Source organism: Aneurinibacillus danicus, from assembly GCF_007991215.1.
Classification (GTDB): domain Bacteria; phylum Bacillota; class Bacilli; order Aneurinibacillales; family Aneurinibacillaceae; genus Aneurinibacillus; species Aneurinibacillus danicus.
This window is the reverse complement of the sequence record NZ_BJXX01000159.1, coordinates 1-14,616: the sequence shown is the minus strand read 5'-3', so window position 1 is coordinate 14,616 and position 14,616 is coordinate 1. Positions and strand designations below refer to the sequence as shown.

18 protein-coding genes are annotated in these 14,616 nt (G+C 40.6%); 8 read left to right on the top strand and 10 right to left on the bottom strand.

Annotated elements, in window-relative coordinates; genetic code table 11:
- The first annotated feature begins 23 nt into the window (after window positions 1–23).
- Window positions 24–515: a metal-dependent hydrolase gene (locus ADA01nite_RS16830; protein WP_146811437.1), complete on the top strand. Its 492-nt coding sequence runs from the start codon at window positions 24–26 to the stop codon at window positions 513–515.
- A gap of 71 nt (window positions 516–586) precedes the next feature.
- Here ADA01nite_RS16830 and ADA01nite_RS16825 read toward each other — a convergent pair whose 3' ends face one another.
- Both ADA01nite_RS16825 and ADA01nite_RS16820 read right to left on the bottom strand, forming a co-directional pair.
- A complete protein-coding gene (locus ADA01nite_RS16825; protein ID WP_146811436.1) occupies window positions 587–1,315 on the bottom strand; it encodes a hypothetical protein in 729 nt (242 codons plus the stop codon).
- Window positions 1,316–1,627: 312 nt separating this feature from the next.
- On the bottom strand, window positions 1,628–1,813 hold the full coding sequence (locus ADA01nite_RS16820) for a hypothetical protein (RefSeq protein WP_146811435.1): 186 nt from the start codon (window positions 1,811–1,813) through the stop codon (window positions 1,628–1,630).
- A 176-nt stretch (window positions 1,814–1,989) separates the two neighbouring features.
- On the opposite strand from ADA01nite_RS16820, the gene ADA01nite_RS16815 reads away from it, so the two are divergent.
- From ADA01nite_RS16815 to ADA01nite_RS16805, 3 genes are all read left to right on the top strand, one after another.
- On the top strand, window positions 1,990–2,331 hold the full coding sequence (locus tag ADA01nite_RS16815) for a helix-turn-helix domain-containing protein (RefSeq protein ID WP_146811434.1): 342 nt from the start codon (window positions 1,990–1,992) through the stop codon (window positions 2,329–2,331).
- 1,424 nt (window positions 2,332–3,755) lie between these two features.
- On the top strand, window positions 3,756–4,730 hold the full coding sequence (locus ADA01nite_RS16810) for a tyrosine-type recombinase/integrase (protein WP_170230339.1): 975 nt from the start codon (window positions 3,756–3,758) through the stop codon (window positions 4,728–4,730).
- On the top strand, window positions 4,727–5,149 hold the full coding sequence (locus tag ADA01nite_RS16805; RefSeq protein WP_146811432.1) for a hypothetical protein: 423 nt from the start codon (window positions 4,727–4,729) through the stop codon (window positions 5,147–5,149). The genes ADA01nite_RS16810 and ADA01nite_RS16805 overlap by 4 nt, the downstream gene beginning before the upstream one ends.
- A 347-nt stretch (window positions 5,150–5,496) precedes the next feature.
- Here the strand turns inward: ADA01nite_RS16805 and ADA01nite_RS16800 are convergent, their stop codons facing one another.
- Window positions 5,497–6,276, bottom strand: a complete 780-nt coding sequence (locus tag ADA01nite_RS16800; RefSeq protein WP_146811431.1) for a hypothetical protein — start codon at window positions 6,274–6,276, stop codon at window positions 5,497–5,499.
- 80 nt (window positions 6,277–6,356) lie between these two features.
- Window positions 6,357–6,941: an SH3 domain-containing protein gene (locus tag ADA01nite_RS16795; RefSeq protein ID WP_146811430.1), complete on the bottom strand. Its 585-nt coding sequence runs from the start codon at window positions 6,939–6,941 to the stop codon at window positions 6,357–6,359.
- Window positions 6,942–7,177: 236 nt separating this feature from the next.
- Here ADA01nite_RS16795 and ADA01nite_RS16790 point away from each other — a divergent pair, with 236 nt between their 5' ends.
- From ADA01nite_RS16790 to ADA01nite_RS16775, 4 genes are all read left to right on the top strand, one after another.
- Window positions 7,178–7,930 (top strand): recombinase family protein, encoded by a 753-nt coding sequence (locus ADA01nite_RS16790; protein ID WP_146811429.1) that lies wholly within the window; start codon window positions 7,178–7,180, stop codon window positions 7,928–7,930.
- A 174-nt stretch (window positions 7,931–8,104) separates the two neighbouring features.
- A complete protein-coding gene (locus ADA01nite_RS16785; protein WP_170230338.1) occupies window positions 8,105–8,524 on the top strand; it encodes an AbrB/MazE/SpoVT family DNA-binding domain-containing protein in 420 nt (139 codons plus the stop codon).
- A 107-nt stretch (window positions 8,525–8,631) separates the two neighbouring features.
- Window positions 8,632–9,141 carry a hypothetical protein gene (locus tag ADA01nite_RS16780; protein WP_146811427.1) on the top strand — a complete coding sequence of 170 codons (510 nt, stop codon included), beginning with the start codon at window positions 8,632–8,634 and terminating at the stop codon, window positions 9,139–9,141.
- A 15-nt stretch (window positions 9,142–9,156) separates the two neighbouring features.
- Window positions 9,157–9,957: a hypothetical protein gene (locus tag ADA01nite_RS16775; protein ID WP_146811426.1), complete on the top strand. Its 801-nt coding sequence runs from the start codon at window positions 9,157–9,159 to the stop codon at window positions 9,955–9,957.
- 106 nt (window positions 9,958–10,063) lie between these two features.
- Here ADA01nite_RS16775 and ADA01nite_RS16770 read toward each other — a convergent pair whose 3' ends face one another.
- The 6 genes from ADA01nite_RS16770 to ADA01nite_RS22180 form a co-directional block, all read right to left on the bottom strand.
- Entirely contained in the window at window positions 10,064–10,636 is a 573-nt protein-coding gene (locus ADA01nite_RS16770) for a hypothetical protein (RefSeq protein WP_146811425.1), read from the bottom strand.
- A 1,418-nt stretch (window positions 10,637–12,054) separates the two neighbouring features.
- Window positions 12,055–12,345: a hypothetical protein gene (locus ADA01nite_RS16765; RefSeq protein WP_146811424.1), complete on the bottom strand. Its 291-nt coding sequence runs from the start codon at window positions 12,343–12,345 to the stop codon at window positions 12,055–12,057.
- A gap of 45 nt (window positions 12,346–12,390) precedes the next feature.
- Window positions 12,391–12,783, bottom strand: coding sequence for an RNA polymerase sigma factor (locus ADA01nite_RS16760; RefSeq protein WP_146811423.1), 393 nt, complete (start codon window positions 12,781–12,783; stop codon window positions 12,391–12,393).
- Window positions 12,743–13,093, bottom strand: a complete 351-nt coding sequence (locus ADA01nite_RS16755; RefSeq protein WP_146811422.1) for a hypothetical protein — start codon at window positions 13,091–13,093, stop codon at window positions 12,743–12,745. The genes ADA01nite_RS16760 and ADA01nite_RS16755 overlap by 41 nt, the downstream gene beginning before the upstream one ends.
- A 193-nt stretch (window positions 13,094–13,286) precedes the next feature.
- The gene (locus ADA01nite_RS16750) at window positions 13,287–13,661 is read right to left on the bottom strand and encodes a C40 family peptidase (protein WP_146811421.1); all 375 of its coding nucleotides are present in this window, start codon (window positions 13,659–13,661) and stop codon (window positions 13,287–13,289) included.
- 74 nt (window positions 13,662–13,735) lie between these two features.
- Window positions 13,736–14,616: hypothetical protein (locus ADA01nite_RS22180; RefSeq protein WP_170230337.1), on the bottom strand; the 881-nt coding region annotated here is incomplete at its 5' end.

Here is a 14,616-nt window from a genome sequence, read left to right as displayed (position 1 = left end):
CTAAACCAAAGAGGGGGTTGACTATGAAGTACTCTACACATATAGCCACATCACTATTGTTCGGGTATGGGATAGCAAGTCTGTTGTCTGCACCCTTATCTGCAGCTTACTACGGAGGGGTTGTTCTTGGCTCTCTCCTTCCAGATATCGATCATCCTAACTCTTACATTGGAAGAAGGTCATTTGGGTTAGCTAATATTATTCACGATTTATGTGGACACAGAGGAATTACTCATTCATTAATTATGTGGATACTCGTTTTTTTGCCGGCTTTATGGTTTTATCCCACTCTCTTTATGTTCGGGCTAACAATCGGTTACTTGGGACACATATTGGGTGATAGTTTTTCAGTGTCTGGTGTTCCTTTGTTGTATCCTTTGACGAAAAAGAAATTTCCCGCCCCGATAACTTATAGAACCGGAAGCTTTGAAGAAATATTAATCTTTATAATTGCTTGTATTCTTTTACTGTGGATAATGTATTCTAATCTCCAGTACTTATTACCAACCTTATAAACGTTAAAAAATAAATCAGCCTCCCACTCATCCGGGAGGCTGTTGATTGTACACTTTTTGCGTAACACGCTTTATTTTTTTTGTTTCTTTTTATGAATATGTTCGCATTCGATTTGGTTACGTGTAAGGTTAACATTAAGTTGGAAGTATCCGCGAGAAGCCGCGTACAAGTTCTGCAGCAGTTTCTCAATGATCTCTGATGGTGGTATTACGCCCGTCTCCCTTGTATCACCGAACTGCCTTATATCACCAAGTTCCCGCGCTATTGCCATATGATGCGCTCCCAGTGTGATTGTGAATTTTTGGCCTTTCTTTTTCCTTTCTTCGGCGATGCATTTCAAGCACACTTTAGGTTTTTTCGCCTTTTTGAATTTATGTGGCCTCTTCCAATACCCGCATCGCGTACACAGAACCATTTTTTCTGTAGGATCAAACTGGTAGATTGGCTCGCCCGTCACTACATCCCACATAAATGGGGCGTATTCTGCATCTTCATCCAGTTCAAAATCTGCATCGTGTTCCTGCTCATAGTTTATATCTGGATCATAGTCATCATCCAGAAAATCATCATGGTACAGGAAATCAAAATCAAAATATTCTTGTGGAACTTCTGGATCGGAACCGAAAAGTTTGAATTCCTCTGGTTCATCGATCATTTTTTCCAAAATCTCCGGGCTGTGTTCCTCCAGGCTGTGCAGGAAGAATGGTGTGTCTTTTTCATGGTCTTCATTGGTAGGGCAAGTACCATTTTCTTTTTCGCGATCTTTGTTCATAGTGTGAATGCTGTTGTCTTTTTGCATCGTTCATAAATCCTCCTAAGTTTAAGATGTCTCAGTATACGGCCCTGTTTTTCAGATCGGTTGCCATTTTTTTAAAACGAGAAAAAATTTTTTTGATGGCTAACTTTGGTATAGAAACGGTGGGGGGATTTTTCAAAAAACATGTATAGAATCCTTGTTCATTTTGGACATAAGCGGTTCAAATACAAGCGGAATAACCGTTTTTTCCGTTTGTATTAAATAGTTTTCTATAGTGAAGAACACCAGAAATGTGTGAGGGTAGGGGCGAGCTTTCCTTAGCGAGACCCGTACCAGCTTCCGTTGTCGGCATCGCTATCCGAATGAATATGTAATGCCGGAACGGGAGCGGCGATGCGACAGCAGCGCACTGGATAGGCGGGAAAAATATTTTTGCTCAGGGGTTAGTTTTGCGGAATTTAGGACGTATGCTATGAGCAGAAAGCTATTTTGCAGTGCGAAGGCCGCCAGAGTTGTGGATAGCGCATATGATTCGATCACCGTTGCATAACTCCACTGTTGAGTAGAATAACGATTTTTAGAGAAAGGGGGAAATAGGGGAAGTATGCTCTTGGCATGATGAAAATGAAATAGCTTTGTGAAAAAAGGACGTTTTGCCCGATACGGTTCGGCATTACGTCCTTTTTTATTTCTGCAAAAAGAGAGGAGAATTTAAAATGACCATAGGAAAACAGTTAAAGTACTTACGCAAACGATCAAAAATGAAGCAGGCTGATATCGCAAAGATTTTAGGCATAACACGTAGTGCCTATTGCTCCTATGAAAATCAAAGGCGCGAACCAGAACTGTCCCGACTCATTGCGATGGCCGATTTTTATCATATCTCACTGGATACTCTTGTTGGTCGAAAAGAAAAGGAATGGATAGTACTCGAGGAAGAACAAGAGTTATGCGATTTCTTGGAGAAAAATACCGTTATATTTGCCGGAAATCGTTTAACGCCAGAGCAAAAAGGAAAATTGCTCAAGATGGCTCAAATCATGCTATCAGACAACTAAAACTGTATGCAGCGCTAAGACCCGACTGTATAGGCAGGTCTTAGCATACTTAATGTTCTTATATGGTTGGTTAAAAATTTAATTTACAAAAAATTAGCAACGAGTTAGGATAGTGATATACGATTTTATTTGCTTTCTGACCAGCTTTTCTGCTGAGTGGACGTTACGATAAAACGATGGCTCTGGCCTAAAGGAACAAGCAAGGGACTCTCATCTTTAGCGAATCTGGAACGAAGATGGTAGGAGGTCACAAAAGTGGGCATGGACGTTTGCGGGTTGATTCGACGTTTTCAACGTACCCGTAAAACGAGGATGCAATGTGCATGCTGTTCTTATATCTGTAGGCGAAGACAATAGTGAATGTGGATTGTGAACGCCCGGTATATTAGCAACAGCATGTAGGTGAGATTTCTTCTATCAAAGGCAATGGTAGTAGAAACGATGCAAACCCGCGATTTGCCTTTTTATGTTCTCGGTACTTCTAAAACAGTATAAGTATGCCCTTTACGGGATTCAAAAAACAGGTATGCCTAAAAAGGTGTAGCTGTTTTTTTGTTGCCTATTTCTTAAAAATAACATAATATTTTCTCATACCTTATTTTTAAAATATATGTCATGCAGCGTGATGCTCTGACACGGCGAGACGCCAACAATCCTTTTTATTTCATTCATTTATTTCTTCGCACTTCACAAGCGTGAGGCGCGCTTAATCCGATGGAAATCCGCTCTTTGGAGTGACTGTTTTCGAAAGAAAAATGAGGACCTATGTGTCTTTTTTGGGGATTCGAATCGTAACCTATGGTTACAGTGACGATAAAAAGCACCGGATTGCTTCTGATATAAATCAGAAATACTTCACCGCTATGAAATCAATCCAGCTTTGTGCATGGATGCTGTTATAAAAAACAAAATAACCGGCGAAACGCCGGGCGTTAGAAAAGAGAGCTGTGTTTTTTTACAGGCTCTCTTTTTTTATTCACCTGGAACGCATATGGAGGACTCCTATGCTGGATAGGTGATGCTTTATCCGAATGCAGTTCGCGGCAAAGGAACGATCGCTATGGGCGGCGGTTTAGAAGTAGCCAAGTGTGCGCTGAAAAGCGTGCGATGCCAGTAGGCAGGAGAGTCGTACAGTCAACAGGCGGAGCCGAGCCTGAATAATATCGGTCCATAATGCCATGCTTCGTATTCAGAAGCGCTCGAAAGAGAAAGGCATGCCGCATCCGTGGGTACGGAGCTGTACGGAGGCAGTTACGCGGCCGGTTTGCTCAACGATTTTTCAAAATTAAATAGTAGGGAGACAGATATTATTTTTCTTTGAAAAACCGCAAAAAAGCGGGCCTCTCCCTGTGGTGGAGGTGGTGTAGCGGAAGAAATGCACCTCTCTGCCAACGGGTGAAGTATGCCCATAAGGAGGAATGAACATGTCTAACACAATGCCGTGGAAGATCCGAAACCGGCATGAAATACCAGTACCTAAAGGGGTGGTTAACACCGGGGTATACTGCAATCTTATAGAGCAATTGAACAAGCTCGCTCGGCATAATCGGTCTTTGTCGTTCAAGTCGCGAGACCGTTATTACAAAGCTGTTGAACGGTTTATTCGCTTCCTGGCGGATAATTACCAGCTGCAGAAGCTATCTAACATGAGCGGCCGGCATGTGGTCACCTACATCCAATACATGCAGTCAAAGGGATTATCCGCCTCCACCATAAAAACAGATGTAGGCGCTATCCGCTTTTTTCATGACCTTATGGATACCACCAGGCATCCTCTGCCGACGAATGAAGAACTGCAGGAGCATTACTATATCACATTGGAGAAGCGGAAATTCGGCGGAGTAGACCGGGTGTGGTCACAAAAAGAGTTCACAGGAATGATCGACTACGCCCGCACCCTCAAACGCCATGATATAGCGCATATTGCTGTTTTAGGAAGAGAGCAAGGTTTGCGTATTCATGAAGCGGTACGGCTTGATAGAGCGGAAGCAGAGAAGTCTCTACGCACCAATCTTCTCACCATTAAGGGAAAAACCGGACTAATTCGGCATGTTCCGCTACGTGAGAGCGCCAGGACAGTTCTGGCAGAGGTTATACAGGCGGTTGAGCGGGGACAGAAGCTGTTCGTTCCTGCAGATAAGAAAGCCCATCAAGTTATAGAATCTGTCCAGCGCTTCATTATCAATCACCGCGATAAGTTTTCTGAAGCTGGAAGGGATGCACCGCTTACGTTTCATGGACTGAGGCATTCCTTTGCCAGAGAAGAGTATAGAAAGCGGATTGAAAGCGGGATGAATGCCCACAAAGCACGTCTTGAGGTGTCGGAGTTACTGGGACATCGAAGAGACGATGTGACAAGGATTTATCTATTCGAAAAAACAGGGGAGGAAACAGAATGAAATTTTATAGGATTGCTGAAGATGGTCGTCACATTCTCACGCAAAAAAGGGAAGAAGCCGCTGCCGTTTTCATGGACATAGAAGAGTTGGAGAAAATGGAGCGCACCATCCGAAACAAAACAGAAGAAGCGGAGCGGTGGAGAAAGAAATTGACAGGCGAAGGACTGGAATGGAAAATTACCCGTGTAATCATTCACGTATACAGTTCAAACTATCATGTTTTCATGACCGTTCCAGTTCCTCATCAGCTGCATAAAGAGCAAGAAGCAAAGGATGCAGTTGTAAAGCGCTTCGGGCATATCCTCAATAACTTGGAGTCTTACAGACTATATTTTACACCTGCTGCAGGGTGGGTTTTGTATTTAGAACTTTACCCCGTAAAGTATGAAATTTTAAAAAAAGAAATGAGTATTGGATAAAGGTCCAGTACCAACTTGGTATCGATTGTATAATACAGAATCTTACTTTTCACGGCCTCCGACGAAATTTATTATCTTCTTATTAATGCAGGGCGGAAGAAAACAAAAGAAATTGCGAGGCGTTTTGGCCATGGCCGTGACCAGGTGACACGCATTTATTTTGGTACAAGGAAAACGAAAAAGAGCAAATCATCACAGTAGCAGTCTTGCACAAAATGGGCAAATGACTTCCCGGCGGGGATGAAATTTGCCCATCATTTTTCGATAAAGGTTAATGTTAATTACATAATCATGTCATACGGCTTTATTATGGATTAGCACCAAAATAAAAAGGCATAACATAAAAGCTATGCCTCCTCTTTAAATTCTTCAACAAAGAATTCCAAAAAACTTCTCCCGAATTTAGACATATGATAGCCATCATTTTTTGACAGCCTATCAAGGGAAAGTCGTGATGATTTATTTTTACTCAAATCTTGAATGTACTTTCCGAGGGCTTCAACGTTTTTATAAAGTTTTTCAACTTCACGATCCCTTTTGGTTTCTAATAAGCCCATGCGAGCCAGTTTTTCTCTAACCGCATCATATTGCTCATATTCTATTTGAAATTCATCTAACACATCCTGGTAGGTTGTCCTTTTATATCCCATAGAAAAATCGTAATAAAACTTAAGAACGCCGATGTCCACCAACCTTAAATCCCTTAACGTATCGTAATAAGTTAATACGAAATCTTCATTTATTGATTCATGTGATAACAAGTTGATCATACCGTTTACAATGTAGCGAATCTTTTCCCTTTGAGGTTCATCAATTACATAGTCAGTAATCATACCAAAATATTTGTCTTTAAACGCTTGCTTTGGAGCATCTTCCAATTGGCTGATCCGCTTGTTCATTTCTTCTTCTCTGGCTTTCATTTCTTCAAGATATTTCTCTATATTTTGCTCAAACCGCTTTTGCTTATAGGAGAAAATCATGGTTGTTGCACCGGGTAAGAATTGGGACACTACAGATTCCGCCACTAATTCCCCGGTAATGGAAGCAGCTCCTTCTGCCCCCACATCAAAAGTATCTTTAATTTTCTTCTTTATCTTTTCAGCTACGCTGGGTTTGGACTTTTCCATAATCGTTAACCCCCTTTTTCGTTATTACGTTAATAGAAAAAGCCAGGTTTCACCCGGCTTAGAAAAATTGTGACAAGCAGTTATTTTATATAAAAATTTATTAGATGTTCAGTTGAAACGTAACCAACGATTTTTCCATAACGAATCTTGTTCCATCCTTTCTCCCCAGAAAGAATTTCGACCGTTCCTCCCTTCTTTATCTGGCCGATTTTTTTGTGTTTCGTACCGGGGCCGCTACGAATATTTAGATTAGCTTTAGCTTGAGCATAAATTTTGTATTTTGGTTTGTATGATGTATTCGCGGGCTTAGCGGGTGCAGAAGGACGGTTGGCCTTGGCATAAATGTTCCCTACATATTTGGAATCCCAAATGCGAGCTTTTTGTCCCTCATGATCTGGAAGAATGAGATGAGAACCGACACCGGCAAAAATTCCAGGAGAAGAGATATAAACAGTTTTACCTTCGTACTGCCATGTGGAAAGAGCGCCCACACCGTATTCAATAAAGTAAACGTCACCACTCTTCCTAACCACAATAGCCTGATTCTTTATGGAATCAACCTTATCTACATAGACCACCTCTACATCATCAGAAGCAGCTACCGACATAGGAAGGAATAAAGCAACAAAAACGGTTAGCCAAATAATCCAACGCTTTGTCTTCATCAAAAATCCTCCTTATAAAGATTGTTATAAATCGAGGATGTACCGCTGATGTTTTAACTTTGGTATTTGTAAAATTCATTCTTTTCAAGTATTTTCCTGCCGTTAACCGAAAAATCACCTTCAAAAAAGTGTTCGCATTTCCTTTTGTTAAGATGCTTGTAAGTATCTTAACATGGTAAATTTTTCATGTTAAGATGAATTAACAAAATAAGCATCTTAACAAGGAGCAGATCGCTATGAAAAAGTATGCTGGATATGTACGGGTTAGTACGGAGGAGCAAGTAAGCGGGTACGGAATTGAAGCTCAAAAAGCCAGTATTGAATCCTACGCGGCAGCTATGGGCTATGAATTGGATCGGATTTATACGGATGAAGGGGTGAGCGGTGCGAAATTAGACCGTCCGGCATTTAACATGCTGCGGGAGGAAGTAAAGAAGGGTACATACGCAGGGGTCATTGTTTTCAAGCTCGACCGGATCAGCCGCATGCTTAAAGATATCCTAATTATCAAAAATGATGAGTTCGAACCAAATGATACCGCTATTATTAGTGTCAAAGAGCAATTCGACACTTCCACTGCTATCGGTCGGCTGTTCTTTCAAATGATTGGTTCGTTTGCAGAGTTCGAGCGGGAAGTTATCAAAGAACGTATGACTTCAGGGAAGGCAGAAAAAGCGAAGCAGGGGAAATTTGCTGGCGGTTCCGCTCCGTATGGTTATGAATTAAAAGATGGGGAGCTTTTGGTGAACGAGAAAGAAGCTGCTGTTGTTAAACAGGTTTTTGCAATGAGGGCTGCGAAAATGACGCTCCAGGCAATTGCTAATTACCTTAACCAAAATAGAATACCTACAAAACGTGGCGGCCGATGGTCAAAGGTTCACATAAGAGACATGATAAACCGGGAACCATTTTACAATGGTCAATATAAGCACGGAAATGTAACCTCTTCAGGAGTTCACCAACCCATTCTAAAAACTATTTTAGCTTAATCAATTCATTGAATACGCATCAGGCTGCCAAAAGTGGCAGCTTTTTTTGCTTTGTAAAAAAATTATTCCCCACAAAAATCTCTGAAGTAATAAAATTGTTTACAATTATCTTGCAATTATCCTTGATTTTCCTTACAATATAAAAAAACAAGGAAAATCAAGGAGATGAATAATTTGAATAAGATTAATTCTTTAGTTGTTACGGCGACTGTAACCGGCAAGAGACAAATTACAATTCCAAAAGAAATTTGCGAACATTTAAATATTAATGTTGGCGATAGGGTTATCTTTCGAGAAAAAGGAGGGTCTATAGTGATGGAACGTGATGAGCTTGCGGATGATTACAAACTGACTGTTGACAAATCTTTTAAATATAATTTTATTATTCCATTTCATACAGTTACCGATGCTTTGGTAATGAATGACACGGCCTTGTTTGATAGTGTTTTTGAAATGGGAGAAGAAGCAATTAAAAAGGGCGGGAAGACAATTATCCAAAAGGAATACACCAATAGTCCCCCTGAAATAATGAGAGTAATCGATAGTATCGACGAATTGAATGAGGTAAAAGAAAAATTACGAAATACAAAGTAAGATTAAATATTTTGCGCGGAACCTTAAAGATAAATAACAAAATACCCATTAGCCCCTTTATTATAGCTACAAGGGGCTTTTTTTATTTATTTAAGGGATGTGATTGGATGCCGAAAACAATTTATAAAAGGCTATTCAAAAAAACGAAAGGGTACAAATCACTTTTCGAAGAATTATTACAGGATAAAGAGTCGATGGGATTACTCCAAGACCTAAAATATTGCCAAGAATGTTTAGATAAATTAGATGAAACTGATTTAAAAAGATTGAGAGCGTACGTTATTAGCCGTGAAAGAAGAACGGCTAACACCCAGCTTTTAGTTCCAGTCGTTGTTTTTATTTTAGGTACATACACGCTGCTCTTAAAAGAACCCCTCACACCCGGTCTGTTATTGTTAGGAGCTGGTGTCCTGGTTCTATGCGTTATTATATCTTTTATAAATCCTTACTATATAGGTTTATCTGAAGTGACACTTTTTAAAGAGATGATCGAAATTTGCTTAGAAAAGAAAGAAAAAACAAGGCAATATATCAACATCGAAAAAGAGACTTATAAGGAAATGTTTGAAGCTACCCAAAAGAAGTTCAAAGATACCTCCAAAACAAATAACAATTAATCAAGGTGATATTAAGTGGGACAATATTATTCTGAGCGTAACGGATTAGCTGAAGATAGACACTATAACTTAGATGATTTAAGGGATACCTTTGTACATATTCATGATGAATTCCACAAACGCGAACTATTTAGAAATCTTTATGGTCACACAGGTGTGATTGAAAGACCGGATGGAGCAGTGGGAAATGACATTGAAGCTTTTTGCCTAAGAGAATTTGGGAAAAGACATCTACTACCCGTTAGAAAAGGGGTGGCTTATACCGAAAACGAAATTTTCGACTTAATTGAACTGCTTTACAAACATGTTTCCTATCTTGTTTATAATTTCCATAAACGAAAAGTTCGGGAAGAACGAATACAGAGAGCAAAAAACGAGTTTAGAACCGAAATCAATAACATACTCAGGTATTACAGTCAGGGATTTGAATTATCTGCTGAGGGTTATGTACGTGAGTTGGTTACGGATGGGCTGGATGAATTAATTAATACAAAGCAAGCAGATGAAAGTGATAGGACTGTCGAAGAGAAAGTCACAGAATTAAAACAGAAATTTCTAAAGCATAGTTCTACCGAAATGGATAAACGTGGGGCGATATTAGAGTTAGCTGGTTTACTGGAAGCAATGAGAGGTGATATAAAAGAAAAACTCAACGGTAAAGATGAGGATGAAATCTTCCTTTTGCTCAACAGGTTCGGGTTGAGACACAGAGATTTAAAACAGGTAACAAAATATGATACAAGCATTTACTACCCATGGATTTTCTACTATCTTCTTGCTTCATTTGATGCCTATATAAAATTAAAATCACGTTAACTTAACGTATTAAATAAAACAATAGAACAGATACCTAATGAAGTTACCTTATTCGCTGCTTTTACAGGAGCAGCTGCCCAGTTGGTTGGCCGCTCCTGCCCGGTTATTACTTATTATTCTTTAAAATATGGATTAAGTTATTCATATTATTAACCGCTTCTACAGCTTTATTGACTCTTATATCGAAATTCGGAAGAAACTCATTACCGTTTTTGTTATACCAGTGCTTAATGTAAGATTCAAATTCTTCCCATGCTTTATCGATATACTCGATTTCTGTGTCTGTGAAATATTGAATAATGTTTTCCGATGTTAAATCTGGCTTTTTGGGGCGATTTCTTATTTCTTCTACCTCACCAGCCCCAATCCCTTGCCTTTCTACAGAACAAAGACTAACCAGCAAATCGTAGGCTATTTGAGCTTGTCTTAACACCCTATTCCTATATTCTCTTCTTAAAACTTGCTCCAAACGCTTTTGATTTTCTAAAACATGTTTACTCAATTCATAGCTTGCCTGCGCTGCAATAGCTCCTTTTTCAGCAGCTTCAGCATTAGCCTTGCTTGCTTTAACCGATTCCTTTGTTAGTCTCATTATAAGGAATGTCAGCCATGCGCTAACTCCTACTCCTACGGCGGTTACGATAACACCAGCTAAAGCAATCCGATCTCCTATGGTCATATTAGTCCCCTCCCATGACCATAATTCGACGGAAAGAAAACCTTTCCTTTGTTTAATAAAAACAACCTCTATGTTTCGTCTGTAAGAAGCGAAAGGAAAGGGCATTTTTAGGAACGGGGTAGATTCAATCTACCCCGTCAATTGAACATGACAGCTCCTAAACCATCATTTCATTCCATATCTTTTTCCTTCAAGATAGCAGAAAAGAAAGATAGCCGGACCCCACTGGTTCGCTTTTTTGTGCGCGAAGTGTTTCTTTTTATGAATGCCGAACATGCAGGTCTTAAAGTATGGCGTTTATTACTTTTTTGGCCTCTGAAAATTCGCTTTTCTCTTTGTTAGAGTGTAAGAAATGTAAGGATACCACCTTTTTTATCTCGTAGTTTCTCGAACTCCTTTTTTGTGTTCGAAGTTGTTCGAATTAGCTCTTTTTTTTGTGTTCGGATTCGTTCGAAGTGTTCGAGCAATTCGCTTTTTGGGTCGCGTAGTTTCGTGAATTACTCCTTTTTAGGGCCTCCGAAAACTCAGATAATCCTACGCATGGCTGTCGCGTGACAGGTATCAACCACACTCCAAATGCATATCAAAAGAAAGAAATCGCGGTTTATATAGACAATAACAAAGTTAAACGAAGTTAATGTCTACATTAATCTACTTTAACGATGTTTTCCGCGTGGAAAAACCTACGGAAAACACCTAAGAAAACTCCGAAGATGATGCGAACGCATGCCAACAATCTGCAAATGACATGCAAATCATATGCAAACCACATGCAAATGCATAATTTCTGCATCAGAAACTACGCAGAAACAAGGCAAAAATCTGGCAGAAAGATACCACCCCCCTTTTTGCTCTCCTAAATTCTCAAACTTCCTTTTTTTTATGTATAAAGTTGTGCAAACTTTTGTTTAATTACTCTGGCAGCAAACATCCTCTGTACCTTACTCTTTCACGAACAAATCAATAACCAATATGGGTAATGCCTTTTTTAGGGCGTCGGATAATTTCGGATTCTCTCTCTTTTTTGGTCGCGAAATTTCGTGAACTCCTTTTTTGTGTTCGAAGTTACGTTTTTTTATTCTCGAAGTTTCTCGACCCTTTTTTATGTTTCAGTTTGTTCAAAGCGCTCAAATAAGAGTAACGGTAAGCTGCATAAGTTGAATTTAGCCACAATAGGTTTAACCGATAGTCGTCTTTCATTATCGTCTGATACTACAATCATCTTTAAAACAAAAAAACGCCCGCCTATTCGCCCTATAACAAAGCGATAGGAGACGTTTTAATGGTTTTATATTCGAAAGAAACAAAATGCCGTGGCAAGGCTTATGTGCGTTTATAGAAGGATAGCACTTCTTCAGTCTAATAACTACAATACTGGGTATTACCAGTTTTTGTTCAATAAGATGCATATTCAACTTCTATCCAAAAGTATGCTTTTGTCTACTTTTGTAGCATTTCAACCTCTCCCTCAATGCCTCAGCCACATATGGATTATTTGTTTTTCGCAATTGCTCCTTTATCCGCAACGGACATATATAATTAATACGCTTTTCCGTCCAATTCCTTTTTGCTGCATATCGGCGAACTGTTTGATAAGGAATACCAAACTGCATGCTTATAGTTTTCAGTGTGACATAAGGTTCGCCATCTGGTGCATATACAAACGCTGCTTCCGCCACTGGCCAATCATATTTCATAGGAGCTGGCATCTCTTCCACCTCTTTTTAGGGCCTCTGATAATTCTGGAAATAGGTTTATGCATTGACTACCTTTCCGCTTCCATAGAAGCATTCAAATAACTTTTTCATCGCTTGATCCCGTATCTCGTAGAATTCGTCAATAGAGAGCTTTAGGCGCTCTGCCGCTTGCTCATGCGAGGAAAAACCGATTGTGAAGTAACAGCGTTCAATCAATTCTCTTTCTTTTTCAGATAATGTCGATAAGGCAGCTTCCATGCGCCTGGCATGTCCTTTGATTTCTTTCAACCGCTTCAGTTGCTTTTGACGTTGTTTTAATTCCATGCCTGCAAATGTTTCAAGCCCCTCATCAATTTCAGCGATCGACTGTTCAACTTCTTCCTGAAAAAGCTCCCTCGCAACATATTCTCTAAGGTGTTTCTGAACCAGTCGTACTTGCTTTCGATTCATTCCCATCCCTCCGGCTTTCACAAAAATCGGCGTTGCGTTTTCGCAATGGTTCATTTTCAGTAGAGGTAGTAGTAATAATCTCTTTATCTTGATCTACTTCTATGTCTCCTTCTCTTTCTATAGCGTGACCGAGCGTGACTTTTCCCGCGACGTCACGCGACATGTCACGTGACATCCGACGATGTGCTTTGTTATCTCTTCTTTCTTTACTTTGTATACTTTTTGTCGACGTTTTCTTCGTTGAACTATCGTTTCTGTCAACAGAAACCCCTTTTTTGTTAGCAGAAACCTCAAAATCATCATCAACCAAGCAATACTCCGTAATTATTTGAATGCTAACATGACATACCGCTCTTTTTGCTCAGGAAGAATAGGGGAGATTTCTCTCCCCTAATGTGCATTAAGAGGTTTCGGGTCAACACTTATTTTTGCAACCGGTAATATGAAAAATTTTTATTGTTACTACGCTGTATTTTCCTACCTTGACCCAGGTTGTATCTCTATTAAGTGATAATGCGCTTTCCACCGAGCCACCTTGATTTCCAGTAGCTATCATTCAAGTCGGCTATAACAACTTTTCCTTTGCTGCTGGAGTTATTAATGAACTTCCCATTTCCTTGATAGATACCTACATGACTTACGCCGTCTTTGTATCCACTCTTATACGTGTTTTTAAAGAACACAAGATCGCCCGGTTGAAGTTGTTCTTTGGATACTCTAATGCCTGGCGCTTTTGTCCACTGCGCTTCGGTGTTGCGCCCGATATTAATGCCGATTTTCTTAAATACAGCTTGTGTAAAAGAAGAACAATCTTGAACCGTCGTTCCTTTAGGTACCGCGCCACCTTTCCACGTATATGCATATCCTTGCTTCATCATATTGTTGGCGGTATTGAGAACGGCTGCAGCAGTTTTGGTAATGCCAGAGGGGATGCTGCCGGTCGCCCCCGGCGCTACTTTCCCGGCAAGGTTACGCCGCTTTGTTCCAGCGCTTGCTTAACCCCTCCGTATTTTGCATCGATCGCCGCGATGATTTCACGCATATCCGCGCCATCATTCGCAATTGCGGCGCTGTTTGCGGTAATGTAGCCGAGAGCGTCTTCTCTCGTCGGTTTCGAGAGCGCCTGTCCGATGTAGCCAGCTGTCGCCTTCTTAGCGTTGGTCTCGGAAATTCCCTGCGTTTTAAGGAATGCCTTATAATCCGCATCTGTTTGATATTGTTTTTCATCCAGTGCTTGTCGTGCTTTCGAGAGTGCGATTTGTTCTTGATCTGTCCATTGTTGGTGAGCAAATTTCTGTTGATCCAAACCAAACTCTTTGTTTGCCAGATCAAGACGACCTGCTTCCAGACCAAGTTGTCCCTCCTGGTACTGCCGCGCCCATGTCTTTTGCCCGTTCGGAAGCTGACCGGACGCCTCCACCATTCTCCATTGCTGATTGCGGTCTGCTTCTTGTTTTGCCAGCGTCGGCGTATAGAGTTTTTGCGCATTAGAAAGCGCCTGCGCGAGCGTAACATTCGGGCCAAATAATTGGTCTGCATTAATACGGTAGTTAGCAGTCAATTGATTTCGAGCCTGTGCCGCTTGTGCAGCCAGCGTGTTACGCTGATTGGTGTCCGCCGATCCCCATCCTTGTTTTGCGGCAAGAATGGCCGATACAAGGTTTTGCACTTCTGCAGGAACATAGTTTCCGGTAAGCTGAGCATCCTGGACTGCACTATCCTGTTCAAACTGTTTTTCTGCCATGCCACGTTGCCATTGTTGTTGTTTGCGGTTATCAAGCAGGTTCAAGATGTTCAGCGCATTGGCCCGACGTTCCTGGTTCTGCTGCTGTG

What these genes read in the sequence shown, in the direction of transcription:
- ADA01nite_RS16810 (WP_170230339.1), top strand. Translation starts at nt 3,756, where the DNA reads ATGTCTAACACAATGCCGTGGAAGATCCGAAACCGGCATGAAATACCA.
- ADA01nite_RS16790 (WP_146811429.1), top strand. Translation starts at nt 7,178, where the DNA reads ATGAAAAAGTATGCTGGATATGTACGGGTTAGTACGGAGGAGCAAGTA.
- ADA01nite_RS16765 (WP_146811424.1), bottom strand. Translation starts at nt 12,345, where the DNA reads ATGCCAGCTCCTATGAAATATGATTGGCCAGTGGCGGAAGCAGCGTTT.
- ADA01nite_RS16780 (WP_146811427.1), top strand. Translation starts at nt 8,632, where the DNA reads ATGCCGAAAACAATTTATAAAAGGCTATTCAAAAAAACGAAAGGGTAC.
- ADA01nite_RS16815 (WP_146811434.1), top strand. Translation starts at nt 1,990, where the DNA reads ATGACCATAGGAAAACAGTTAAAGTACTTACGCAAACGATCAAAAATG.
- ADA01nite_RS16800 (WP_146811431.1), bottom strand. Translation starts at nt 6,276, where the DNA reads ATGGAAAAGTCCAAACCCAGCGTAGCTGAAAAGATAAAGAAGAAAATT.
- ADA01nite_RS16825 (WP_146811436.1), bottom strand. Translation starts at nt 1,315, where the DNA reads ATGCAAAAAGACAACAGCATTCACACTATGAACAAAGATCGCGAAAAA.
- ADA01nite_RS16805 (WP_146811432.1), top strand. Translation starts at nt 4,727, where the DNA reads ATGAAATTTTATAGGATTGCTGAAGATGGTCGTCACATTCTCACGCAA.
- ADA01nite_RS16795 (WP_146811430.1), bottom strand. Translation starts at nt 6,941, where the DNA reads ATGAAGACAAAGCGTTGGATTATTTGGCTAACCGTTTTTGTTGCTTTA.
- ADA01nite_RS16750 (WP_146811421.1), bottom strand. Translation starts at nt 13,661, where the DNA reads ATGATGAAGCAAGGATATGCATATACGTGGAAAGGTGGCGCGGTACCT.
- ADA01nite_RS16760 (WP_146811423.1), bottom strand. Translation starts at nt 12,783, where the DNA reads ATGAATCGAAAGCAAGTACGACTGGTTCAGAAACACCTTAGAGAATAT.
- ADA01nite_RS16830 (WP_146811437.1), top strand. Translation starts at nt 24, where the DNA reads ATGAAGTACTCTACACATATAGCCACATCACTATTGTTCGGGTATGGG.
- ADA01nite_RS16770 (WP_146811425.1), bottom strand. Translation starts at nt 10,636, where the DNA reads ATGACCATAGGAGATCGGATTGCTTTAGCTGGTGTTATCGTAACCGCC.